19 protein-coding genes are annotated in these 23741 nt (G+C 71.6%); 7 read left to right on the top strand and 12 right to left on the bottom strand.

All coding sequences use genetic code 11. From position 1 onward, the window contains the following. The first annotated feature begins 294 nt into the window (after positions 1-294). Both AW273_RS14135 and AW273_RS14130 read left to right on the top strand, forming a co-directional pair. Positions 295-7053: a DNRLRE domain-containing protein gene (locus tag AW273_RS14135; protein ID WP_157555795.1), complete on the top strand. Its 6759-nt coding sequence runs from the start codon at positions 295-297 to the stop codon at positions 7051-7053. Between the two features lie 65 nt (positions 7054-7118). Next, positions 7119-7667, top strand: coding sequence for a hypothetical protein (locus AW273_RS14130; RefSeq protein WP_062348769.1), 549 nt, complete (start codon positions 7119-7121; stop codon positions 7665-7667). A 15-nt stretch (positions 7668-7682) separates the two neighbouring features. Here AW273_RS14130 and AW273_RS14125 read toward each other — a convergent pair whose 3' ends face one another. Beyond that, positions 7683-8213, bottom strand: coding sequence for a hypothetical protein (locus AW273_RS14125; protein WP_062348768.1), 531 nt, complete (start codon positions 8211-8213; stop codon positions 7683-7685). A gap of 104 nt (positions 8214-8317) precedes the next feature. On the opposite strand from AW273_RS14125, the gene AW273_RS14120 reads away from it, so the two are divergent. Next, positions 8318-9121: an SAM-dependent methyltransferase gene (locus AW273_RS14120; RefSeq protein ID WP_062348767.1), complete on the top strand. Its 804-nt coding sequence runs from the start codon at positions 8318-8320 to the stop codon at positions 9119-9121. A 53-nt stretch (positions 9122-9174) separates the two neighbouring features. On the opposite strand, the gene AW273_RS14115 is transcribed toward AW273_RS14120, so the two are convergent. The 3 genes from AW273_RS14115 to AW273_RS14105 all read right to left on the bottom strand — a co-directional run bounded on the left by AW273_RS14115 (position 9175) and on the right by AW273_RS14105 (position 11552). Then, complete coding sequence (locus tag AW273_RS14115) at positions 9175-9534, bottom strand: PepSY domain-containing protein (protein WP_062348766.1); 360 nt, start codon at positions 9532-9534, stop codon at positions 9175-9177. 78 nt (positions 9535-9612) lie between these two features. Then, positions 9613-10872 (bottom strand): sensor histidine kinase, encoded by a 1260-nt coding sequence (locus tag AW273_RS14110; protein ID WP_062348765.1) that lies wholly within the window; start codon positions 10870-10872, stop codon positions 9613-9615. Beyond that, positions 10869-11552, bottom strand: coding sequence for a response regulator transcription factor (locus AW273_RS14105; protein WP_062348764.1), 684 nt, complete (start codon positions 11550-11552; stop codon positions 10869-10871). The genes AW273_RS14110 and AW273_RS14105 overlap by 4 nt, the downstream gene beginning before the upstream one ends. A gap of 52 nt (positions 11553-11604) precedes the next feature. On the opposite strand from AW273_RS14105, the gene AW273_RS14100 reads away from it, so the two are divergent. Beyond that, positions 11605-12009, top strand: a complete 405-nt coding sequence (locus AW273_RS14100; RefSeq protein ID WP_062348763.1) for a hypothetical protein — start codon at positions 11605-11607, stop codon at positions 12007-12009. Positions 12010-12027: 18 nt separating this feature from the next. Here the strand turns inward: AW273_RS14100 and AW273_RS14095 are convergent, their stop codons facing one another. The 5 genes from AW273_RS14095 to AW273_RS14075 all read right to left on the bottom strand — a co-directional run bounded on the left by AW273_RS14095 (position 12028) and on the right by AW273_RS14075 (position 17278). After that, the gene (locus tag AW273_RS14095) at positions 12028-12957 is read right to left on the bottom strand and encodes a nucleoside-diphosphate kinase (protein ID WP_062348762.1); all 930 of its coding nucleotides are present in this window, start codon (positions 12955-12957) and stop codon (positions 12028-12030) included. A 57-nt stretch (positions 12958-13014) separates the two neighbouring features. Further along, complete coding sequence (locus AW273_RS14090) at positions 13015-14445, bottom strand: MFS transporter (protein WP_062348761.1); 1431 nt, start codon at positions 14443-14445, stop codon at positions 13015-13017. A gap of 117 nt (positions 14446-14562) precedes the next feature. Beyond that, positions 14563-15876, bottom strand: coding sequence for a phytase (locus AW273_RS14085; RefSeq protein WP_062348760.1), 1314 nt, complete (start codon positions 15874-15876; stop codon positions 14563-14565). A gap of 35 nt (positions 15877-15911) precedes the next feature. Continuing rightward, on the bottom strand, positions 15912-16439 hold the full coding sequence (locus tag AW273_RS14080) for a DUF305 domain-containing protein (protein ID WP_062348759.1): 528 nt from the start codon (positions 16437-16439) through the stop codon (positions 15912-15914). A gap of 92 nt (positions 16440-16531) precedes the next feature. Continuing rightward, positions 16532-17278, bottom strand: coding sequence for a lytic polysaccharide monooxygenase (locus AW273_RS14075; RefSeq protein WP_062348758.1), 747 nt, complete (start codon positions 17276-17278; stop codon positions 16532-16534). 154 nt (positions 17279-17432) lie between these two features. Between AW273_RS14075 and AW273_RS14070 the strand changes: the two genes are divergently transcribed. Both AW273_RS14070 and AW273_RS14065 read left to right on the top strand, forming a co-directional pair. Then, positions 17433-17780 (top strand): MmcQ/YjbR family DNA-binding protein, encoded by a 348-nt coding sequence (locus tag AW273_RS14070; RefSeq protein ID WP_062348757.1) that lies wholly within the window; start codon positions 17433-17435, stop codon positions 17778-17780. Then, complete coding sequence (locus AW273_RS14065) at positions 17777-18583, top strand: aldo/keto reductase (RefSeq protein WP_062348756.1); 807 nt, start codon at positions 17777-17779, stop codon at positions 18581-18583. Before AW273_RS14070 ends, AW273_RS14065 begins: the two co-directional genes overlap by 4 nt. Here AW273_RS14065 and AW273_RS14060 read toward each other — a convergent pair. Beyond that, positions 18562-19200: a TetR/AcrR family transcriptional regulator gene (locus tag AW273_RS14060; RefSeq protein WP_062348755.1), complete on the bottom strand. Its 639-nt coding sequence runs from the start codon at positions 19198-19200 to the stop codon at positions 18562-18564. The genes AW273_RS14065 and AW273_RS14060 overlap by 22 nt on opposite strands. Positions 19201-19367: 167 nt before the next feature. Between AW273_RS14060 and AW273_RS39090 the strand changes: the two genes are divergently transcribed. Beyond that, entirely contained in the window at positions 19368-20843 is a 1476-nt protein-coding gene (locus AW273_RS39090; RefSeq protein WP_062348754.1) for a TLP1 C-terminal extension domain-containing protein, read from the top strand. Positions 20844-20884: 41 nt separating this feature from the next. On the opposite strand, the gene recD2 is transcribed toward AW273_RS39090, so the two are convergent. Next, entirely contained in the window at positions 20885-22996 is a 2112-nt protein-coding gene (gene recD2, locus AW273_RS14050; RefSeq protein ID WP_062348753.1) for an SF1B family DNA helicase RecD2, read from the bottom strand. Positions 22997-23029: 33 nt separating this feature from the next. Then, the coding region (locus tag AW273_RS14045) for a fibronectin type III domain-containing protein (RefSeq protein ID WP_198168141.1) at positions 23030-23741 on the bottom strand (712 nt) is incomplete at its 5' end.

Below are 23741 nucleotides of genomic sequence, written 5' to 3'. Positions count from 1 at the left end.
GGCCGGACGCCCCGAGGCGGCTCCGGCCGGCGTGAGGTGTGCCCGCCGCCGGACCGTCTCCGGACTCCGGGCCGTTGTGAACAGGCGTCCCGTACGGCCCCGCGCCGGTGACGCCGGCGTGCTCCCGGAAAAACCGGCTTTACCGCGGCCATGACGCATGTGATGATCAACCGGTTTTGAGACATCTGTTCGAAAGGCCGGGTATTGAAGATCTCACGATTAGCGTCGGGCAGGTTCGCCCGGACGCGCCGCCAGGTTGCCCTGATCACGGTTCTGACGTTGCCGCTCTCGCTGATGACCACTCCCGCGAGCGCCGATCCCCCCGCGCAGCCGCCGCCGGCCCCTGCCGCGGCGCCGCCGAAGATCCCCGAAACGCCCGCCGAGCTGGCACTGGCCCAGGCCAAGAAGGACAACCGTCGCGTCGAGATCGAGTCGATGCGCTCGGAGAGCGCCACCTACTACGCCAACCCTGACGGCAAGACGGTCCGGATGGAGCTCAGCACCGAGCCGATCCGCGTGCGGAGCGCCGACGGCAGGGGCTTCACCGCCATCGACACGACCCTTGTGGCGGTGGACGGCGCCGTCCGGCCCAAGGCGGCGGCCGGAGACCTCGCCCTGTCCGACGGCCGGGACAAAGCCCTGCTCAAGAGCCAGGCGGCCGACATCGGCGCGCCGTCGGTGCTGCCCGCACCCAAGCTGAAGGGCAACACCGCGACCTACGCGAACGCCTATGGGCAGGGCCGTGACCTGCTGGTGGCCGCGACTCCGACCGGTTTCCGGCAGAAGGTCGTCATCCGGCAGCGGCCCACCGGTCCGGTGTCCTTCCGCGTCCCGGTCGACCTGCCCGGCGGCATGTCGTTCAAGAAGGACAAGAACCGCCTCACGATCGTCGGCGAAGACGGCGGGACGGTCACCGAGGTGCGGCCCACCCTGCTGCAGGACGCCAGGGCCGCCGACACCGGCGGCCCGCTCGACACGGGCGAGAGCGGCCGGGCCGAGGTCACGCTCGCCGATGACGGCGCCACTCTGGTCTTCACCCCGGATCCCGCGTTCCTGGCCGACCCGGCGGTCACCTACCCGGTGACGATGACGGCCGCCGCCGACGACTGGTGGGAGGGCCACACCGGCCAGTACGGCGGCATGGACACCTGGATCAACGACGTCGACTACCAGGACAGCTGGAACACCTTCAACCAGGACCAGATCGTGGTCGGCAAGTCCTACGCCAGCAACGTCGCCAAGCGCTGGCGCGGCTACCTCAAGTTCCCCAACATCCCCGCCACGTTCGCGGGGGCCACGGTCGACAACGCCGACCTGCACCTGTGGAACTACCTGTCCAACGCCTGCGGCGGATCGGTCGGCACCGGCATCACCGCGCGGCGCATCACCTCCACGTGGGACGAGTTGTCGCTGGAATGGGGCGCCCAGCCGACGACCACGAGCCTGGGCGCGGACAACGAGCCGGGTGCCTACAGCCCCGACTGCACCGGCGCGATGGCCTACGAGTGGGATCTGACGCACTCCCTGGACGTCATCGTCCAGGCGTGGGTCGACGGTGAGACCAACCACGGCATCCGGCTCACCGCCGGCGACGAGTCCGAGCTGCGCAACTGGCGGCGCTACCGCCCCGAGGAGGCGGGCGGCTGCCGCACGGCCCCGCTGGAGGACTGCAGGGGTCGGATGCACCCGCCGATCCTGACGGTGGACTTCGTCATGCCCGACCCGCCCCAACGGGAGACGGTCGTCCTCACCTCGGCCGAGCCGCTCACCTCGATCCCCGAATACGAGGAGGCCCTGGAGCGATCGGTGTACCTGCCCGAGATCGGGGAGGTGCCCCCGGCGGTGACCGCGGAGCTGGTGGCCGCCAACGCGCGGCGCAGGGACGGCGGAGGTTCCCTCATCGGGACCGACCTGCTCTCGCCGGCCGACCCCGGAGAACAGACCGACGACACCGGCGGCAACCCCGACGGTGACGACACGACCCCGCCCAAGGTGTTGTCGACCACCCCGGCCGACGGCGCCGTCGACGTGCCGCTGGACACCGCCGTCGCGGCGACGTTCAGCGAGGAGGTCGGCGAAGTCGAGATCGTGCTGACGGACCCGCGGGGCGCCGTCGTCGAGGGCGGGTTCGCGAACGACGCGACCGGCACGGTGATGACCTTCACCCCCGCGCGGCCGTTGAAGCCGGGCACCGTCTACACCGCCGAGATTCCGGGAGCGGTCGACGCCTACGAGAACGCGATGGACACCCACACGTGGTCGTTCACCACGCTGAAGCGGGCCGCCGGGCACTGGACGTTCGACGAGGGAGAAGGAGCGACCGCCGCCGACTCCTCCGGCAACGGCCACGACGCCGGCCTGACCGAGACCGCCTCCTGGGTCGCCCGCGAGAACGGGAACGCGGTCTCGAACCAGCCGTCCCTGGCGCAGGCCGCCGCCGCACGCGAGGCGGCCCGGTCGCGCGAGCCGGTCGAGGTGGCCGACGCGACCACGGCCACGAGCATCACCTACGCCCAGCCGGACGGCACCTTCCGCTCCGAGTTCACCGCCGGCCCGGTCCGGGTCAGGCGAGGTGAGGGCTGGGTGCCGATCGACACCGACCTGGTGAACCAGGAAGCCGTGCTGCGGCCGAAGGCGCCGGCGGCGGGCGTCTCCGTGGAGGTCTCCACCGGCGGCACGGGGCCGTTCGTCGCCATGAGCACCGGCGACGGCCGGTCCTACGCCCTTCGCTGGCCGACTCCGCTGGAGCGGCCGACGGTCCGGAAGAACACGGTCACCTTCGCCGACGCGGCCGGCGAGGGCGCCGACCTGGTCGTCACGGTGTTGCCGACCGGCTTCCGGCACGACGTGATCCTGCGGCAGCGCCCGGCGAAGCCGCTGGAACTGCGGATCGGCGTGGAAACGGAGGGCATGGCCCTGACCGAGGGCGAAGGCGGCCGCCTGTTGTTGTCCGACGGCAAGAAGACGGTGGCGTCCGCGCCGCGGCCGGTGATGTGGGACGCGAAGGAGGCGGCCGACCGTGAGGTGATCGCCACCGACGTCGTGACCGAGAACGGCAGGACCGAGCTGGTGCTCAGGCCCGATCACGGGTTCCTCACCGACCCGGGCACGACGTATCCGGTGCGGGTGGACCCGACGGTCACCCTGCCGTTGAACGACGACGTCGACGTGTGGTCGTCCAACACCTCGGGCTTCCCGGCCGATCCGACCGCGGGCACGTTGGTGGCCGGCCGCTTCTACGGGGAGCTGACCCGCACGCATCTGCGGTTCGCCACGACGGGTCTGGCCGGGGCGACGGTGACCGACGCCAAGCTGGCGCTGACCAACCTCGAAGCGCAGAACTGTGGTGTCCAGGTCGGGCCGGGAATCCAGGTGCGGCGGCTCACGGCCGCGTTCAACGAGCTCAACCTGACCTGGGGCAACAAGCCGGCCGCCACCACCGAGGACGCGGTGGTCAACCGCGTCGGCCACGGCACGACCTGCCCCGACGGGGTGCAGCCGATGGAGTGGGCGATCACCGGCATCGTCCAAGACTGGGCCGCCGGGGCCGCCAACCACGGCCTGGTGCTGATGCATCCCAACGAGAGCAACCTCAACGACAACTACCGCGTCTTCGTCTCCGGCGAGGACGACTGGGGCTACGGCCCGGCCCCCACGCTCACCGTCACCACCGCCGGTCCGGCTTCGGCCCCGGCGATCACCGGGCCGGCCGCCGCGCCGGCTCAGGTGGTGAACGGCGTCACCACCATCACCTCGCTCACCCCGCAACTGAGCGGGACGGTGAGCGACCCGGCGGGTGGGAACCTGACCGGGCAGTTCGAGATCGATCAGGTCTGGACCGGCACGTCGGCCGCCGTCGCCTCCGGCGGCCAGGCCACCGTGACGATCCCCGCCGGGACACTGACCGACGGCCAGCAGGTGCGCTGGCGGGCGCGGGCGGCCTCCGCCACCACCCAGTCGGCGTGGTCCGACTGGCAACAGGCCGTGGTGGACGTCCCGAACCCGGTGGTAAGCCAGCTCCAGGTGACGCCCTCACAGCAGGCGAACGTCACGACGAGCCTGACGCCGACCCTGCACGCCCTGGTCACCGACCCGGCCGCGCAACCCGTGCGCGCCGAGTTCGAGCTCGACCGCGACGGCCAGATCTGGGCCGGCGCCGCGAACGGGGTCGCCTCCGGCACCCAGGCCTCGGTCACCGTGCCCGAGGGGCAGCTGACCGACGGGCAACAGGTGCGGTGGCGGGTTCGCGCGGTCAACCCCGTCACGACGGTCGGGTCTCCCTGGTCCTCGTGGCAGGATCTGACCGTCGACCTGCCCGACCCCGTGTCAGCACCGGCCGTGGGCGCGTTGCAGGTCAGCCCGTCCGAGCAGGTGGGCGGCGGGACCGTCACATCCACCCGCACTCCGGCGCTGCTGGTCCAGGTGCTCGACCCGGCCGGCCGGCCGTTGCGGGCCGAGGTCGAGCTTGAGCACGACGGCGCCCAGGTGTGGGCCGGGAGCGCCGACTCCGTCCCGGCGGGCGGACAGGCGAGCATTCTCGTCCCGGCGGGCACGCTGACCGACGGCTGGCAGGTGCGCTGGCGGGCCCGCGTGGTGTCGACGACGGCCGCGTCCGAGTGGTCGGACTGGCTCGGCTTCACCGTCACGGTGCCCAAGCCGGGTGCGACGAACCTCTCCCTCGTCCCGTCCAAGGTGGTGGACGGCTCGACGGTGGCCACCACTCTCACGCCCAAGCTGACCGCGACCCTCACCAATCCCACCGGTCAGCCGCTGACCGCCGAGGCCGAGATCGAACACGACGGCGTCCAGGTCTGGACCGGAACGTCGGCGGCCGTGGCCTCCGGCGCCCAGGCCGCCATCACGGTTCCGGCGGGCACCCTGACCGACGGCTGGCAGGTGCGCTGGCGGCTGCGCGCGGTCGCGGGGCCGGAGACCTCACCCTGGTCTGACTGGCGGCAGGTCACCGTCGACGTCACCCAGCCCGGCGAGGAACCACTCGCCCGGACCACCGGTCCGGTGGTCGACACCGACGAGAGCTTCACCGTCGCCGCGTGGTCGCGCTGGAGCGACAAGGAGGGTGACTACTCCCTCGTCGAACAGCGAGGCGGCCACCAGTCGCCGTTCCGTCTCGGCAACACCCCCGGCGACGGCCTGGTCTTCACCCTCACCAGCGAGGACACGGCGGACGCCGAGACAGAGGGCGTGCTCTCCGGCGTGGAGCCGCCGGTGGACGAATGGTTCCACCTGGCCGGCGTGTACGACGCCGCGGCCGGGACCGCCACGCTCTACCTCGACGGCGCCCTCGTCGGGTCCGCCCCGGTGGGCTTCCCGGCCTGGCACGCCGACGGCGCCATGACCCTGGGCAGCCGGGTCGTGGGCGACCTCGACGACGTGCAGATCTACCAGCGACCGCTCGACGCCTCCGAGGTCGCCGCCCTGGAACCGGGCCCGGCGGCCTCTCGCGCCGAACCGGTGATGCGCGCCTCCGCGGCGGCGGCCACGAGCGGCGATTTCGACTACGAGCGGGTCGAGCTGCAGGACTGCCAGGTCGCGGGCAAGGAGACCGGATACGCGGAGTATGACGCGCGGATCGAGGAGAAGCCCTACAACTCCTGCTGGTCTTCCTATCTCTACCTGCAGGATTACGAAGAGGACGACTCGACCGGCAGAAAGAAGAAGTCGTTCTGCAAGAGCCGGATCAAGCACTTCGTCCTGAGGGAGATCTGCAAGGCCGGGGAAGAGATATTCGACGACGACTACGCCCTCCGCTTCCGCGCCACCTGGGTGATCCACAGCTACCTCGGCGACGCGACCGGGAACGCGGTGGTGGACGGCGGCGGCAGCGGTGTCAGGCCGACCGACATGAAGGCCTGGTTCATGATCGATGAATTCGCGGTCGTCGATGACAAGGGAAACGTCGTCGTGCCGGGATCGGAACTGAGCGGGTTGTCCATCTCCCTGGAGCTGGACGCCCGCACGACGCACTTCAGCGACGGCGAATGCGAGGTCGACGTCCCGTCCAGGACGAAGGACATCACCCAATGGAGGACCGGCCCGATCGCGGCGTTCAACGTCTCGGCGACCGTCGATCCGTCGAGCGCCTTCATCTGCACTCTCGCGCCGCACATCGTCTTCCGATGGAACGGCCTGCCCTGGATCACCATCAGGGCCTGGAGTGACAAGGCCCTCGACAGCAACGGCAAGGTGGAGGGGATCCGGCGGCACGGGAAGGGCGAGCCCCACCTCTTGAGCTGGGTGCCGAACTTCCGCTGCGACAGCCTGAAGTTCGGCGCCGGCGACCCGGAGGTGCCCGACCGGTTCCGCGGTTGTATCAACACCCGGGCGAAGCGTGTCTTCGTGATGTCCAAGAGCGCACCGGAGGACACGAAGTTCATCGAGGTCATCCTGCACATCGAGAAGGCCCTCAATCCGAACAACGCCCTGACCAACCCACCGCTCCGGAGCGGGAACGAATGGGCGACCCCGGCTTACCCGCCCACACGAATTCGAAGCGGCAACGAGCGGAACAAGGTCATCTACGGCAACTGGGGTGCCCCCCGATATGACGGGGACGGCGACGACGCGGCCGGAAAGCCGCTGACCAGGGGTAAGGGAGAGGAGACCAGCGAGTTCAACAGGCTGGCCTTCTCCAGAAGAGAGCTCTACAACATGGACGTGGGCACGCCGGGGCAGGAGATGAACTGGCTGCTCCCGGAACGCCTGACCGTCCCGCCGGCCACCCAGCAGGAATATGAGGCACGCGAGAAATGGCGGGTGTCGCACGCCCGGAGCATCAATTACTGCAAATACTACGAGGGGGCGCTGTATCCCGCTCCGAAACGCGCGGACAAGCTGCCCATGAACAAGAAGCTGAGTTGCGACGAATATCCGTTCGCCTCGACTCTGGAAGGGGCGGGATCCGCTAAGGGACACTATTCGGTGAAGGTGGTCAACACCGGGCAGAACGGTCTCCAGGGAACGATGCTCAAGAAATTCTGGGCAGATTTCCGGGTTGGACACGAAAACCCGTTCTGGGTGCTCATCGCACCGTGATTCCGGGAGGGCGAGAAGTGGTATGTTTGCGCTTCTCGCCCTCTCCCGCGGAGACCGGTATCCCCATGCGCGCGCTTCCTCCCGAAGATCAGCTGCAGGTCCTGCGTGAACACGGGATCTACGACCCGTTCATGGCTCAGTGGGCGAGCGTCGATGACGTCGGGGAAGTGGCCCGGCGGCTCGGCGTCGACATGGCGAAGACGGTCGCGTGCGACTTCCACGCCGCCGTGGAGTCGCCGGAGGAGACCGGGGAAGGGCGTCGTTATCGGGCCTGGATCGGCCGCCTCGCCCCCGGCTGGTCAGTGGTCGTCTACCTCGACGGCTGGATGGTGGATTCAGACCCGCTCAGTTCCGGCGGGCGGCATGTTTTCGACGTCTCATGCGTCAGCGGCACATATGAGATCGAAGAACTTTATTACACCCATGACGGGGTGTGCGACGGAAGCGTCTACGAGGCGGAGGAGTACCGCGGCTACTGGGAGGATCTGAAATACGACACCGCGTCGACCGACGGGCAGCTCGCGGAGTATCTCGCCATCCTGGGAAGAATCGCCGGGCGCTTTCTCGACCGTGAATTCTTCTCCTCGCGAGGCCTGCTGATCGAGCTGCCCTGACCGCCTCGGGAGAAGTCACAGGACGGACGCCGTGACGCCCGCGATCGCCAGCAGCAGCCCGCCGACCGAGACGACCGCGCCGGCGATCGCCGCGAACCGGCGTCCGGGCAGCCGGGCCCAGTACATCAGCACGTAGGGCAGGTAGCCGAGGCCGCCGATCCCGACCCCGGCCAGGCTGAGGGCGGCCAGGATCCCCTTGGTCCCGCTCGGCGCCGCGCGGTCGCCCTCCGGGGTGAGCTGGGCGGGGGTGACCTCGCCGGCCTCGGAGTCGGGGGAGGCGTCGACGGCGATCGCCGGGCCGCCCGAGGCGGGGACGAAGACGCCGTCGCAGTCGTAGCGGCCCTGGCCGAGTTTCTCGCACGACGTCACGGTCAGCGTGCCGGGGGTGCCGACCTGGCCGGTGGCCAGCAGCAACGACGGCACCGAGCCGTAGATGGACAGGCCGCACACGGCGAGCCAGCACAGGATCAGGATGATCTTCCCGATGGGGCCGGGGCCGCGGCGGCCGGGGGTGACTCCGTTGAGGACGTCGGCGATCTCACTCATGTGGCCCAGTTTGCCGGGAACGACTTGTACTGGTCTTGTAACGTACTTTGCCCAGGAAAGTATGATCTTGACGTCCCGGACTTTTTTCCGTACAGGGAGCCGAAATGGCCGACGAATACACGAATCCGCGGGCCGACTACGCGGCCAGGCTGAATACCAGCACGCCGCACGCGGCACGCATCTGGAACTACTGGATGGGCGGCAAGGACAACTACGCCGCCGACCGCCAGGCGGGCGACGCGGTCGCGTCGGTCTACCCCGACATCGTCACGATGGCCAAGCAGTCGCGGAAGTTCCTCATCCGCGCCGTCAAGTGGGTGGCCGAGGAGGGCGGCGTCAAGCAGTTCCTCGACATCGGCACCGGCCTGCCCACCATGCAGAACACCCACGAGGTCGCCCAGTCGGTGCACCCCGACGCCCGGATCGTGTACGTCGACAACGACCCCATGGTCCTGGTGCACGCCCGCGCCCTGCTGGTCAACACCACCCCCGAGGGCGTGACGACCTACGTCGAGGCCGACTACCACGACCCCGAGCTGATCGTCGCCGACGCGCGGAACGTGCTCGACTTCACCAAGCCGATCTGCGTCATGTTCATGGGCGTGCTCGGCTACGTCGAGAAGCTCGACGAGCTGAAGTCGATCGTCGACCGCGTCATGGCCGAGGTCCCCTCGGGCAGCTACATGATCTTCTGGGACAGCTCGGAGGGCGACGAGATCGGCGACGGGGCCGACAAGCTCGTGGAGTCGGGCGGCGTGCCCTACTTCCTGCGCCCCGTCGAGGAGCTCAGGTCGGTCTTCGACGGCCTGGAGTTCGTCGAGCCCGGCCTGGTCCCGCTCGCGCAGTGGCACCCGACCGAGTACGAGCGCCCCATCGACTCCTTCGGCGGCGTGGCCCGCAAGTTGTGATCATGTGACGGCGGCCGGACCGGGCCGGCCGCCGTCGTAGTGCCGGGGCCGCGTCAGTCGTCGGCGTCGTTCGCGTCGTCGGCTTCGTCGGCTTCGTCGGCCTCGTCCGCGGGGGCCTGGACGACCGTGCCCTTGGCGGCGTCGACGTAGACCTCCTTGACGGTCCCGTCGGAGTCGGCCACCTCGATCTCCCACGTCGGGCCTTCGAGTTCGGACGAGACGACCCAGCCGCCGGGGACCTGCCCGACCGCGGTGCGCTGAGCGGCGTCGACCAGCACCGTCGGCCTGGCGGGGGCCCGGTCGGGGGTCTCGGTGCCGTCGTCGCTGTCGGCCGACGCGATCCCGGCCCCGGTGACGCCGGCGGCCAGGGCGGCGGCGAGAACACCGGTGGCGATGGCGGTCTTCCTGCGCATATGTCGTCTCCTTCTGATGGTTTCGCGGGTGTTCCTCCACCATCGGGGAGCGCGGCCTATCGAGGCCCTGCCGGTTTCCTAAGGAATTCCCAAGTCGACGATCACCTGGGCGCCCACCGGCCCGTTGCGCACGCGCAGCGTCCCGCCGGACTCCTCGGCCGTCCGCCGGGCGATGTCCAGCCCCAGCCCGGTCGAACCGGCGCCGCTGACCCCCCGTTCGACCAGCTCGTCCAGCCGGTCGAAGCCCGGGCCCTCGTCGCTGACGGTCAGCCGCGCGCCGCCGGGCCGTGCGGCGAGGTCGACCGCGAACGCGGTGCCCTCGGGGGTGTGCGCGAACACGTTCTCCAGCAGCAGGTCGACGAGCGCGGCCAGGTCTTCGGCCCGCACCGGGACGGGCAGCGGGCCCGACGCCAGTCGTACGGAACGGGGGCGGTTCTGGTCGTCGGCCAGGGCCGACCAGAACGCGACCCGCTCGGCCACCACCTCCGCCGCGTCGCAGCCCGGCCCGCGTTCCGCGCCCGACCGGCGGGCCTCGGTGATGACCTGGGTGACCATCCGCTCGACGCTGGCCACGGCCGCGCCGACGCGGGCGGCGTCCTCGCGGTCGCGCATCGCGTCGACCTCCAGCCGCAGCGCCGTCACCGGGGTGCGCAATCGGTGGGACAGGTCGGCGACCGACTCGCGTTCGCGCCGCAGCAGGCCGTCGATCCGCCCGGCGAGCTGGTTGAGCGCCGCGCCGACGTCGCGGATCTCCGGCGGGCCGTCGGGTGTCACCCGCGCGGCCAGGTCGCCGCCCGCCAGCCGCCGCGACACGCCCGCCGCCTCGGCGACCGGGCCGATCAGCGACCGGGCCAGCCGGTCGGCCACCAGCACGCCCACGGCCAGCAGCGCCACGCCGATCAGGCCGAGCACGAGCCAGGTGCGCGTCACCCCCTCGCGCAGCCGCTCCGGCGGGACCAGCGCCCGGACCACGGTCGTCCCGTCGCCCTGCACCGCGACCAGCACCTCGCGGCCCTGCGGCGTGTCGACGGTCAGGCTGCGGCCGAGCCGCGCCAGCCGCACGCCCGGCCCGCCGGCCGCGGGCTCGCCCACGAACCGGTCGCCCGGCAGGAACACCGTCACCGGCACGCCCGCGCCCTTCGCCTGCGCGATGGCGGCGGCCAGCGCCTCGCGGTCGCCGAGCGCGGCCGTCGCCGCGACCGACCCCGCCCAGGCCGCCGCCGTCCCGGTGGCCCGCTCGGCGGCCAGCGCCTGCACCAGCACGGCCAGCGGGACCAGGAACGCCACCAGCACCAGCGACGTCGTCGCCAGCGCCAGCGACGCCAGCCGCCGCCTCACCGGCCCGGGTCGACGATCTTGACGCCGACCCCGTGCACGGCGTGCAGGTAGCGCGGCCGCTGGGCGGTCTCGCCGAGTTTGCGGCGCAACCACGACAGGTGCACGTCGACCGTCTTGTCACCGCCGCCCCAGGCCATCCGCCACACCTCGGCCAGCAGCTCCCGTTTCTGCACCACCTGCCCGGCCCGCGCGGCGAGGTAGCAGAGCAGGTCGAACTCCTTCGGCGTCAGGTCGAGCCTGCGCCCGTCGAGCCACGCCTCGCGCGCCGCCGGTTCGACCCGCAGCCCGCCGACGACGATCACCTCCGGCTCGGCCTGCTCCCGGCCGCGCCGCAGCACCGCCCGCACCCGGGCGTCGAGCTGCGCCGCGCCGAACGGCTTCACGACGTAGTCGTCGGCGCCCGCGTCGAGCGCCTTCACGATCTCCGGCTCGGCGTCGCGGGCCGTCGCGACGATCACCGGGATCGTGCTGACCGCCCGGAGCATGCGCAGCACCTCGCAGCCGTCGACGTCGGGCAGCCCGAGATCCAGCACGACGAGGTCGGGCCGTTCCTCCAGGGCCCGGGTCAGCCCCGCCATGCCCTGGGGCGCCGAGGTGACGGCGTGCCCGAGACCGGTCAGCGCCCGGGTGAGGGCCGCTCTGACCTGGGGATCGTCCTCCACGAGAAGCAGGTGTGCCACCTGTCCGCCTTTCTGGGTACTACTTGTCGAGGTTCCCCGAGAAAGGCGGACGATGCGCGGAGCGGGACTGGCGGCCTGGCTGCTGGCGGCGGCGTGCGCCGCGTCGGCGGGCACGTGGGCGGTCTCGCTCATCGCCCCCGGCGGGGCCCTGACCGAGGCCCAGGTGGAGCAGGCGCTCGTCACGGCCTCGGCCCAGCCGCCCCCGCCGCCGGGCGTGACCCTGCGGGCGGGGGGCAGTTTCGCGTACGCGGAGGGCTCGGTCACCGCCGCCTGCTCCGGCGACCGGGCGGTCCTGCTGTCGTGGACGCCGGCCCAGAACCACAGCGTGGAGGACGTCGAGCGGGGCCCGGCCCCGTCGGCCTCGGTGACCTTCGAGTCGGCCGACGACCGCACGACCACCGTGACGGTCCGCTGCCCCGGCCCGGTCGCCTCGGTCGTCCGCGGCACCGACGACTAGCGGCTTGTGCGGGTGCTCTCAGATGTAGTGACTCTGCTCCAGCACGGCACTCTCCAGGTCCGACAGATAGACGTCCGCGGCGCGGATCGCCTCCAGAAGCGGCGCCCAGTGTTCGGACGACCCCATGAGCACGCCGGAAAGCCCGTTCAGGGCGTTCTCCGCGGCAGGGGCCCCCGCAGCCCGGGCGGCATCCCGCAACAGCGCATGCACCCGGCCGTCGCGCGCCCGTGCGGCCGCGGTCCGGGCCGGACTCGTTTCGATGCCGATGAGCTCGTCGTGCTCCTCCAGCAGGGCGAGCCGCGCCTTCTCCAGCAGGGGCAGCAGGTCCGGCGCGGCGCGGCCGGTGATCGCCAGGTGTTGGACGACACGCAGGCGGAGCCGATTGACGGCCAACGGCAGTGACAAGGCGTGCGGGCCGCCGAACAGGGGCGCCGATGCCTCCACGGTGTCGACGGTGAGCAGACGGACCCGGTCGTCGGACACGGCGGCTTGACGCCGGAGCGCCTCGGCACGCCGGGGACCGACCAGTCGGCGCAGCTCGGCGAGTGCGGAGGGTTCGTCGTCCGGGCAGTGGACCAGGTTCATCAGGATGTTCTCGCCGGCGTGCCGAATGGAACCGGGCCGTGCCGAGGCCGGATCCGTGGCCCCTTTGAGCAGGCCCATCGCCGCACAGGCATCGGCTCCGTCGTGGCGCAGGATCGTCAGGCAGGCGGGGCCGAGGTCATACCACAACTGGAAGGCGCGGGGCGGCGGCAGCGTGACGGAGCGGCCGCGCGTGGACGCGTCGTAGAGACCCACCATCGTCTCCGCGTCCAGGCGGATCAGCTCGGCGGCGACCGGATCGAGTCCGGCCGAGCGGAAGGTGTCCAACAGCCGGGGCAGCGCGTGGGTGATCAGCGCGTCCGGAGTCACGAGGGCATAGGTCCAGCCGGTGCCGGTCGCGTTCATTGAGATCCTTTGCTCGATAACGGCATGTCCCTCATTCCACCGGCTCAAGGCGAGTGCCTACGGATGCCACATCTTCTCCAGGGGATGTTTGTGCACCTGCTTGTAGACGGCCCGCTGCGCCCACCGGCCGGTCGTGACGAGCCCGACGGTGAGCACCAGCGCCCCGCAGGCCACGATGATCGCCCAGCTGATCCGGTAGGCGGCGGTGAAGCCGGGACCCGGCGCGAGCGTCGTGACGTGCGAGGCGACGACGCTTCCGACCACGGCCACCCCGAGCGTGACGCCCGTCTGCCGCATGGTCGAGACGATGCTCGCCGCCACGCCGGCCTGCGCGTCGGGCATGCCCGAGACGGCCGTCGTGGTGATCGCGGCGTTCAGCCAGCCGAGGCCGAAGCCCATGAGGGCGTAGCAGGCGTACATGCGGGGCCCGGTGGGGAGGTCGGCCGGGACGGCGGCGAGCAGCCCGGCGCAGATGCTCCCGGCGCCGCCGAGCACGATGGACGGGCGCGGCCCGTACCGGCCGACGACCCGGCCGGAGATCGGCCCGAACAGCGCCTGCAACAGGGGCATCGGCAGGATCGACAACCCCGCCTCCAGCGGCGAGAAGCCCCGGATGTCCTGCAGGTACAGCGTGTTGACGATCAGGAACCCGCCCTGCGCGGTGTACATGAGCAACGCGATCCCGGTGGCCCCCGCGAACGGCGGCGCCTTGAAGAACCTGACGTCGATCAGCGGCTCCGGGCGGTGCCGCTCGACCACGATGAGCGCGCCGAGGCAGACCGCCGAAGCGAACAGGGAGAGCACGGTCTGCGGCGACCCCCAGCCGCTGTGCGGCGCCTCGATGATGCCGAACGTCAGCAGGAACACGGTCGCGATGACGAGGACCTGCCCGGCCGGGTCAGGCCTCCTGGCGTGCGGCGCCCTCGACTCCGGGACGTGCAGCCCGGCGAGCACGAACGCCGCGATCCCGATCGGGACGTTCACCCAGAAGACCGACCGCCAGCCGACGAACTCGACCAGCATGCCCCCGATGAGCGGCCCGGCCGCCACGCTGACGCCCACCACGCCGCCCCAGACCCCGATGGCCCTGGCCCTCTCCTGCGGCTCGGTGAACGTGTTGGTGATGATCGACATGGCGACCGGGTTGAGCATGCTGCCCCCGACGGCCTGGAGGGCCCGGAACAGGGTCAGCGTTTCCAGGGTCGGGGCCACGCTGCACAGCAGCGAGCCGACGGTGAAGACGACCAGGCCCGTCTGGAACACCTTCCGCCGGCCGATCCGGTCGGCGGTCGAGGCCGACAACATCAGGAACGAGGCGAGGGTGAGCGTGTAGGCGTCGAGGGTCCACTGCGCCCCGGCGATGCTCGCGCCGAAGGCGGTCTGGATGGAGGGCAGGGCGACGTTGAGGATGCTGCTGTCCATGCCGACGATGAACACGCTCACACAGCAGATGGCCAGCACGACGCCGGGCCTCGCACAGGTCGCCATCCGCCGGGACTACCCGTCCGGAACTGCGAGGATGTGACCCGCGACAGGTCTTTGCGCCGCGCTGACCATGATCGTCGACGCCGTTTGCGCGGACCCCGCACGAGGCCGGCTGACTCGTCAGAACCGGGGGTCGTTGCCCGGCTTCGTGCTGACCCTCAGCTTCAGGGCGCGGGCGACGTCGTCCCACGAGACGTAGGAGAAGTTGGTCGCGTCGCGCTCCTCGTCGACGTTCGCGCCCGTGTCGGGCTCGTCGTGGGTGACCAGGAGGCCCTTGGTGAACCTGCCGACCGGGCGGTTGGTCACCGTGAGGCCGTCGGAGCCGTTGACGTCGTCCACGCCCTTGACGCCCTTGATCCGGAAGGTCCCGAGCGGCTTGTTCGCGCCCTGGCGGTCGTAGACGGAGAACGTGTCGTCGCCCTGGCTGGAGACGATCACGTAGCCGGTCGCGCCGCCCGCGTAGTAGACGTCGACGCCCTCGACGTCGGCGGTGAGGCGGTCGCCGCCGAAGCCGGAGGCGTTCGGGTCCACCGGCGCGCACTCCTCGGTCTCCTCGTCGTACACGTCCTCGACGCCGAAGTCCTTCACCTTGTCGACGAGCTTCGGCTCCTTGGAACCGAGGGGGAGCGGCACGCGCCACAGGCCGACGTCCTCCTGGGCGGCGTACAGGACACCCGAACGCTGGTCGACGGCCAGGCCTTCGAAGTGGGGGAGCACACCCGGCTCCTCGCAGGGCTTCCAGGTCTTCCCGTTCGGCAGCGGGAACTCGGACGGCATGGTCAGCTTCTCGACGTCGGCGTAGCCGAGTCCGCCGTTCTTCTCGACGATCCGGGCGGTCGCCAGGGTGGTCGCGCCCTCCTGGGTCACGACCGCGTAGGCCTCGCCCGGACGGGGCTGGTGGACGGCCAGGCCGTAGGCCGTGTGCTCCTCGCCGACCGTCTCGCGGTCGGGGCTGAACAGGAAGGCCTGGTCGGGCGCGGTCACCTCGCGCAGCGGCTCGGCCGCCGACGGGTCGATGGCGAAGAAGCGGATCTGGTCGTTGTAGCGGTCGGACACCACCGCGACGTCGACCTTCCGGCCGCCCAGCGGGATGCCGTAGGCGATGTCGACGTTGTTGTAGCGTCCCTCGACGCCGTCGCGCCGCGGGGCCTTGGTCGCCTTCAGCGACTGCCGCTCCCGGGACTCCAGGTCGTAGACGCGCAGGCCGCCCTCCTTGGCGGTCACGATCACGATCGACTTGCGGGAGTCACGCGGGTGGACCCAGATGGCGGGGTCGTCGCCGGAGGCGTTGCCGCCCTGGTCGTCGTCGTAGAGGACCGGGGTCTCGTTGTCGGTCGTCACGACCTTGGGGCCCTCCGCCGAGGCGGGGGCCGCGGACAGCAGGACGGTGGCGAGGACGCCGACGGCGAGTGCGGCCTTGGGGGTGCTATTCACGCGTGAGAGGCTGCCGCACCAACCTGTCCGGCGGGTTAACGCCACGGTGCCGCCAGGAGCCGGAGCATCTCCTGGATCTGGGCGGCGCGCGACGCCGCGATGCGTCCGGCCAGATCCTTCGTCGAGGCGTCCAGGCCCGTCCTCACCTCGGTGCGGGCCATGTCGACGGCGTTGTGCTGGTGGCCGGTGAGCAGGTTCAGGAAGCTGACGTCGAACTCGCCGGCCGGCATCTTCTCCAGCGACAGGATGTCGGAGGCGCGGGTCTCGTGCAGGCCGCCGTGGGCGTCGTGGGAGCCGGGCGGCGCCTGCATCGGCTGCTCCCACCCGGTCAGGCGGGTCGTCATGGTCTCGGCCTCGTCCGACTGGGTGGCCCGGATCGCCGACGCCAGCGCCCGCACCTCCGGGCGCGCGGCCCGCTCCTCCGCGATCTTCGCCATCCGGATGCCCTGCTCGTGGTGCGGGATCATCATCTGCAGGAACATCACGTCGGCGGCGTTGAAGACGGGCTCGGCCGGGGCGGAACATCCGGCCACGAGGGCGAGGACGATTGCCAGACGCTTCATGGCTCCCTCATTGTTGTCCGGAGCCGGCACGGCGCGCGGACTGCGCCGTGCCGGCGGTCTTCAACGGACCCCACGCGTGACTACACGCGGGATCACACGCGGGCCCAGAGCGCGGGCACGTTCGGCGGCTCCCAGCCGGCGAGCGAGGTGTGCGCCTGGAGGCAGCGGTAGGTGGCGCCGCCGTAGGTCACGGTCGAACCGGTGGCGTAGTAGGTGCCGGTGCGCCACGTGCCACCCGCCGGGGGCGGGGTGACGGTCGGCGTGGGCGACGGGGGACGGGGGGTCACGGTCGGCGTCGGGGACGGCTGCGGGTTGGGGTTGCCGCCACCGCCGATCTGGAGGTCGACACAGCTGTAGAAGGCCATCGGGGTGTCGGCGATGTTCCAGACGGCCAGCAGGCGCTGGCGTCCGGAGAAGCCGCCGAGGTTGACGTTGTGCGAGACCGTCGCACCCGGCTGGCGTCCGCCGTCGTTGAAGACGGCGACCCGGGTGTTGCCGATGAAGTACTCCCACGTGCTGGTCGCGTGGCGGGCGGTCAGGACCCAGTTGAAGGTCACGTTCTGCCCGACGGACGTCGCCGGCCACGGCTTGCTCTCATCGCTGAGCTGGGCGAACTGCGAGAGACCTCCGTGACAGTTGCGCTGGCCCTTGGGGCCCTCGACCGACTGCGGCTCGTAGATGATCGGACCGCAGTTGGCGACCCGGCCCTGGGCGCAGTTCGCCTGCCGGCTCGGCGGCGAGGAGATGTAGCCGTGGGCTTGGGCGGGACCGGTGAGCACGACCAGCGTCGATGCCACGGCGGCCAGCGCCGTGACGATCGACAAGATCGTTTTCCTCATGTGAAGCTCTCCTTCCTGGGGGGCTTCCGAGCAATGTAAAAGAAAGTTTCCTAAGAGTAAATGGTGCCTGTCAGGGCCTTGGTCGACTTCGCCGCGGAGTTGTCGGTACCCCTGGATACGGTGCCCTGGACGCTCGCGTTCAAGGAGGTTTCCGATGGTCGGAGTCGACGACGTACGCCGGGTCGCCCTGGCCCTGCCGCGCACCACCGAGCACCTGATCCGCGACCGGGTCAAGTTCCGTGTCGGCCGGATCGTCTACGTCGCCTTCTCCCGCGACGAGACCACGATGGGCTTCGGCTACCCGAAGGAGGAGCGCGCCGCGCTCGTCGCGGCCCAGCCCGGCACCTTCTTCCTGCCGGGCCCGGCCGACATGCGCTACCAGTGGGTGGAGTGCCGGCTCGACCGCCTCGACCCCGGGCAGATGCGCGAACTGGTCGTCGACGCCTGGCAGATGTGCGTCCCGAAGAAAGTGGCCCGCGAACACCTGGGAGACCCGTCATGACCATCCCCACCGGCACGATCGGCTTCGGCGCCATGCGGCTCGCCGACCCCGGCATCTGGCACGGGCCCGCCGACCGCCCGGCCGCCGTCCGGCTGCTGAGGAAGGCGGCCGACCTCGGGGTGCCGCTCATCGACACCGCCGACGCCTACGCCCTCGGCGACAACGAGAGGCTCATCGCCGAGGCGCTGCACCCCTATCCCGACGGGCTGATCGTCGCGACCAAGGCGGGGGAGGCCCGGCCGTCGCCGGGCGAATGGGTGCCCGTCGGGCACCCCGCCTACCTGAGGCAGCAGGCCGAGCTCAGCCTGCGGCGGCTGCGCACCGACCACATCCCGCTGTTCTACCTGCACCGCATCGACCCGCTCGTCGCGCTCGAAGACCAGCTCGGGGCGCTGGTCGGGTTGCGGGAGGCGGGCAAGATCGGGGCCATCGGCCTGTCGGAGGTGAGCGTCGGGCAACTCGACGCCGCGCTGCGCATCACCGAGATCGCGGCGGTGCAGAACGCCTACAACGCCGGCGACCGCACCCACGAGGCCATGGTCGATCGCACCGCCGAGCTGGGCATCGCCTTCGTGCCGTTCTACCCGATCGCGTCGTCCCATCCCGGGGTGCGGGAGGTCGCGGCCGAGACCGGCGCGACGACGGCGCAGGTGTCGCTGGCGTGGCTGCTCCGGCGGTCGCCGACCATGCTCCCCATCCCGGGCACGACCTCGGAGGTCCACCTCGTGGAGAACCTGCGCGCGGCCGGCCTGAAACTCACCGACGAGCAGTACGACCGCGTTCAGTCGGCCGCGGGGGGATAGAGGGCGGTCGCCGCCGTCAGGACGAAGTCGATCAGCCGGTCGGCGTAGGCGGGCGCCTGGGCGCGCATGTCCTCGCGGAGCTCCTCCGGCGTGGCCAGCACGTGTTGCAGCACCGCGCCCAGCAGCGTGTCGAGGATCAGGGTGGGCGACGCCCCGGGGCCGAGCTCGCCCCGGGCGATGGCGCGGCGGATCATCTGCCGCGCCTCCAGCACCCGCGACTTCCTGATCACGCCCGTCACCGGGGAGAACAACTCGGGATAGGCCCGCGCCTCGACGTGCAGCCGCAGCCCCGCCAGGCCGTAGGGGCCCAGATAGTGGGCCAGCATCGAGCCGATGAGCTCCCGCAGGTCCTGCCGCAGGGTGCCGGTGTCGATGTCGAACGACGGCACGACCAGGGCCGACTCGATGGCGTCGGCGATGAGCTTCTCGCGGCTGGGCCAGCGCCGATAGAGCGCGGCCTTGCCGATGCCGGCCCGGCGGGCGACCGCGTCGAGCGTGAACTTCGCCCAGCCCAGTTCGGCGTACAGGGCCAGCGCCGCTCTGAGGGCCTTCCGGTCGACCTCGGCGTCTCGCGGACGGCCGGGTCCCGGAACGGGCATGCCGGGGTCGGTGCTCACAAGGTCAGCAGGCTAACCGCGGGAATTCCGGCCGAACGGGGGTTCGCGGGCGGCTGTCGCCGAGCAGTCGGGGCGGTGAGATGAACGGCGTTTCAGTCAAATTGACGATTCCGCTGGTCACCAGTGACGTCAGGGCGTGATGCCCAGGTTGATACGTTGATGATGATATGAACGATCAACGCACGCCTGTCCTGGTCGGTGCCGGGCAGGTCTCCGAACGCCTCGGCGACCCCGGCTACCGGGGCCGCTCGCCCGTCGGCCTGGCCGCCGCGGCGGCCGCCCTGGCCCTGGCCGGCGTCGACCCCCGCGAGGTCGACACGATCGCCGCCGTACGGCAGTTCGAGATCTCCACCCCCCACGCGGTGGCCCCGCTGGGCCGGTCGGACAACTTCCCCCGCTCGGTCGCCCGCCGCGTCGGCGCCGACCCGGCCCGCGCGATCCTCGACGTGACGGGCGGCCAGTCGCCGCAGCACCTCGTGACCGAACTGGCCGCCTCGATCGCGGCCGGGGAGTCGCGGGCCGCGCTGGTCGTCGGCGCGGAGGCCATCTCCACGATCGCCCACCTGATGGCATCGCCCGACCGGCCCGACTTCGCCGAGCACGCGCCCGGCGGCCTCGACGACCGCGGCCACGGCCTCGACGGCCTGGTCGACGCCGAACTCGCCCGCCACGGCCTGACCAGCGCGGCGGCCCAGTACGCCCTCTTCGAGAACGCCCGCCGCGCCCGCCTGGGGCAGACCCGCGAGGAGTACGCCCTCGGCATGGGCGCCCTGTTCGCCCCCTTCACCCGGGTCGCCGCCGCCAACCCGCACGCCGCCGCCCCCACGGAACGCACCGCCGGGGAACTCGTCACGGTGTCGGAGCGCAACCGGATGATCGCCGACCCGTACCCGCGATACGTGGTGGCCAGGGAGAAGGTGAACCAGGGCGCGGCCGTGCTGCTGACGTCGGTGGCGAAGGCGCGTGAGCTGGGCGTCCCGCCGGGGAGATGGGTGTACGTGCACGGCCACGCCGACGTCCGCGAACAGGACATCCTCGCCCGCCCCGACCTCAGCCGCGGCCCCGCCTCCGTCCTAGCCGTGACCGACGCCCTCGCCCAGGCCGGCGCGACCCCCGCCGACGTCGCCGCCGCCGACCTCTACAGCTGCTTCCCGATCGCCGTCACCAACATCACCGACGCCGTCCCGCTGACCTGCCCCCTCACCCTGACCGGCGGCCTGCCGTTCTTCGGCGGCCCCGGCAACGCCTACTCCCTGCACGCCGTCGCCGAGGCCGTGGCCTTCTGCCGTGCCCACCCCGGCGACCTGGTCCTGGTCGGCGCCAACGGCGGCCTGCTGAGCAAATACTCGGCCGGCCTGTACGCCACCACCCCCGCCCCCTGGACCGAGCAGTCGGACCTGCGGAAACAGGTCGACGCCTGGCCGAGGGTCGCCACCGCCACCGACGCCGACGGCCCGGCCGTGATCGAGACGTACACGATCCGGCACAGCAGGGACGGCCGCCGCACCGGCATCGTCCTGGCCCGCCTCGACGACGGCCGCCGCTTCGCCGCCACGGCCGACCCGGCCCTGCTGGCATCGGGCGAACCGGTCGGCGCCCGCGTCCACGCGCGCTCGACCCCGGCCGGGAACACGGTGGCCTGACCGAAGCGCGGCCGTCGGTTCCGTCCGGGGTGAGTTGCCGATCACACGTTCAGCCGCCGGGCCAGGCCCGTGTTGCGGGCCGCCCCGAGCTGGTGGACCGCCTGTTCGAGGGCCTCCCGGTGCCCCACCAGCACCACCCACGACTTGGCCCTGGTCACGAGCGTGTAGAGCAGCCGCCGCCGCAACATGATGCCGCCCGACTCGGCCACCAGCGGCGCGACCACGAACGGGTATTCGCTGCCCTGCGCCCGGTGGACGCTGATCGCGTAGGCGTGGGTGAGGTCGTCGAGCTCGTCGAAGCCGTATTCGACCTCGCGCCCGTCGTCGACGCGCAGGGCGGCGGTGCGGCCGGGCAGGTCCATGGCGGTGACGGTCGCGGTCTCGCCGTTGAAGACGCCCTTGTCGTAGTTGTTGCGCACCGGCATGACCCGGTCGCCCACCCGGAACACCTCGGGGCCCGACCAGAACTCGGCCACCCCGTCGCGCGCCGGGTTGCGCCGCTCCTGCAGCAGCCGCCCGATCTCGACCGTGCCGGTGACGCCGCGCCGCATCGGGCAGAGCACCTGCACCTGGTCGGGCGACACCCCCTGCTTGCGCGGGATGCCGTCGGTCGCCAGGTGCACCACCCGTTCGGCGACCAGCTCGGGGTCGCCCGCCTCCTCGAACCAGAACCCGCCCCGCCCCGGCAGCTCGGGCAGGTTCCCCGACCGGATCAGATGGGCCGCCCGCACGATCCCGCTGCCCTCGGCCTGCCGGAACACGTGGGTCAGCCGCACCCGGGGGACGCCGGGCACCTTCAGCACGTCGGCCAGCACGTTGCCGGGGCCGATGCTGGGCAGTTGGTCGGTGTCGCCCACCAGCAGCAGATGGCTGCCGTCGGGGATGGCGGCGGTCAGCCGGACCGCCAGATGGAGGTCGAGCATCGACGCCTCGTCGACCACGATCAGGTCGGCCCTGGCCGGGGCCTCGGCGAACAGGGTGGTGCCGTCGTCGTCGGGGGCCATCAGCATGCGGTGGACGGTCATCGCCGGCAACCCGGTCAGCTCCGACAGCCGCTTGGCCGCCTTCCCGGTGGGCGCGGCCAGCGTCACGGTGCCGCCCATCGCCCGGACCGCCCGCGCGACCGACCGCACGGTGTGGCTCTTGCCGCAGCCCGGACCGCCGGTCAGCACGGTCACCTGGCAGGTCAGCGCCAGCGTCACCGCGGCCCGCTGGTCGTCGTGGAGGGAGGCGTCCTCGTCGTAGTGGCGCATCGGCATGCCCGACCGGGCCGACATCAGGCGCTGGAGGTGCCCGGCCAGCGCGACCTCGCGGCTGTGCAGCTCCTTTTCGTACACGATGAGGCGGCCGGGCCGTTCCCCGGCCTCCACCACCACGCGGCGTTCGGCGGTCAGCGCGTCGACCATGGCGCGGACCAGCTCGGGATCCTGCTCCACCAGCTCGGCCGTCTGGGCCAGCAGCGCGGGCATCGGCAGGTAACAGTGGCCGCTCCGCCCGGCGGCCGATTCGAGGCGGTCGAGGATCGCCGCCTTGATCCGTTGCGGGCTGCGTTCCGGTACGCCGGATCTGAGGGCGATGCGGTCGGCGATGTGGAACCCGACGCCGCGCACCCGCCCGATCAGCCGGTAGGGGTCGGTGGAGACGACCTCTCCGCTCTCGGCGCCGAACGCCTGATAGATCTTGGCGGCCAGCAAGGGGGAGACCCCGAACCCCTGGAGGGTCACCATGAGGGCGGCGACCGCCTTCTGATCGAGCCAGGCCTCGACGATCTGGGCCCGCCGCTGCGGGCCGATGTTGAGTACCTCGGTCAGCCGGTCGGGCTCGGCGTCGATCACGGTCAGGGTGTCCGCGCCGAAGTGCCCGACGATCGCCGCCGCCAGCCGGGGGCCGATGCCCCGGATCAGCCCCGACCCCAGGTAGGCCTGGATGGCCGGGATCGTCGCCGGGGTCACCCGCTCGCACGTCTCCGCCGCGAACCTGCGCCCGTGGCGGGGGTGGTCGGACCACGCCCCGGTGAGCCTGAGGGTCTCGCCGGGCTGCACGCCCGCCAGCACGCGGCCGGCGGCGACGAAACCGCCGCCGCCGTCGCTCATCCGCGCGACCGTGTATTCGTCGTCGCGGACGAACACCAGCCGCTCGACCGTCGCCTCCACGGGCGCCACTCTAGGAGCACCCGGCGACAGTTCTCACTGCGTGACGATGTCGAACTGCTCCCAGCCGCCGATGGCCGCCCGGTTGGCGATCAGCGCGGCGGCGCCGCTGTTCTCGGCGCAGACGTACTGGTCGTTGGCCTGCGACCGGAGGCTGACCGAGCCGTTCGGGTTCTGCACCAGCGTGAAGGTCTCCCAGGGGCCGACGGCCGCCCGGTTGGCGATCAGCGGCGCGGCGCCCGCGTTCTCGGCGCAGACGTACTGGTCGTTCGAGCGGGCCCGCAGCGCGATCTGGCCGCCCGCCAGGTTGACGCGCTCGAACTGCTGGGCGGCGCCGACGGTGGTGGCGTTCGCGATGAGGTGCTGGCCGGCGTTCGCGGTCACGAATCTGTTGTTGACGCGGGCCCGCAGCGCGACGTAGGCGGTGGTCTGCGGCAGCGTCGTGGCCGACACCCCGGCCGAGGGCGCGGAGGCGTTGCCGGCCGCGTCGCGGGCGACGACGGTGAAGAAGTAGGCCGTGTCCGGGGTCAGGCCGGTCACCGTGAAGGTCGTCGCCGCGGTCGTGCCGGCCGCCGTGCCGCCCCGGTTGACCTGGTAGGACGCCACGCCGACGTGGTCGGTCGAGGCCGCCCACGACAGGGTGACCGAGGTCGCCGTCCGGTTGGTCACCACCAGGTTGGCGGGCACCGAGGGGGCCTGGGTGTCGCCACCGCCCGAGACCACCGGCGGGGTCGGCCGGGTGGCGGTG

This window comes from Herbidospora yilanensis (genome assembly GCF_001570565.1).
Taxonomy (GTDB): Bacteria; Actinomycetota; Actinomycetes; order Streptosporangiales; family Streptosporangiaceae; genus Herbidospora; species Herbidospora yilanensis.
Note: the sequence above shows the minus strand (reverse complement) of the source record. Positions and strands in the feature narration are given on the sequence as shown.

Excerpts from the sequence above, each read along its gene's own strand:
- AW273_RS14070 (WP_062348757.1), top strand. The coding sequence starts at position 17,433 with ATGGTCGGAGTCGACGACGTACGCCGGGTCGCCCTGGCCCTGCCGCGC.
- AW273_RS14075 (WP_062348758.1), bottom strand. The coding sequence starts at position 17,278 with ATGAGGAAAACGATCTTGTCGATCGTCACGGCGCTGGCCGCCGTGGCA.
- AW273_RS14065 (WP_062348756.1), top strand. The coding sequence starts at position 17,777 with ATGACCATCCCCACCGGCACGATCGGCTTCGGCGCCATGCGGCTCGCC.
- AW273_RS14125 (WP_062348768.1), bottom strand. The coding sequence starts at position 8,213 with ATGAGTGAGATCGCCGACGTCCTCAACGGAGTCACCCCCGGCCGCCGC.
- AW273_RS14090 (WP_062348761.1), bottom strand. The coding sequence starts at position 14,445 with ATGGCGACCTGTGCGAGGCCCGGCGTCGTGCTGGCCATCTGCTGTGTG.
- AW273_RS14100 (WP_062348763.1), top strand. The coding sequence starts at position 11,605 with ATGCGCGGAGCGGGACTGGCGGCCTGGCTGCTGGCGGCGGCGTGCGCC.
- AW273_RS14130 (WP_062348769.1), top strand. The coding sequence starts at position 7,119 with ATGCGCGCGCTTCCTCCCGAAGATCAGCTGCAGGTCCTGCGTGAACAC.
- AW273_RS39090 (WP_062348754.1), top strand. The coding sequence starts at position 19,368 with ATGAACGATCAACGCACGCCTGTCCTGGTCGGTGCCGGGCAGGTCTCC.
- AW273_RS14080 (WP_062348759.1), bottom strand. The coding sequence starts at position 16,439 with ATGAAGCGTCTGGCAATCGTCCTCGCCCTCGTGGCCGGATGTTCCGCC.
- AW273_RS14095 (WP_062348762.1), bottom strand. The coding sequence starts at position 12,957 with ATGAACGCGACCGGCACCGGCTGGACCTATGCCCTCGTGACTCCGGAC.
- AW273_RS14120 (WP_062348767.1), top strand. The coding sequence starts at position 8,318 with ATGGCCGACGAATACACGAATCCGCGGGCCGACTACGCGGCCAGGCTG.
- AW273_RS14115 (WP_062348766.1), bottom strand. The coding sequence starts at position 9,534 with ATGCGCAGGAAGACCGCCATCGCCACCGGTGTTCTCGCCGCCGCCCTG.
- AW273_RS14135 (WP_157555795.1), top strand. The coding sequence starts at position 295 with ATGACCACTCCCGCGAGCGCCGATCCCCCCGCGCAGCCGCCGCCGGCC.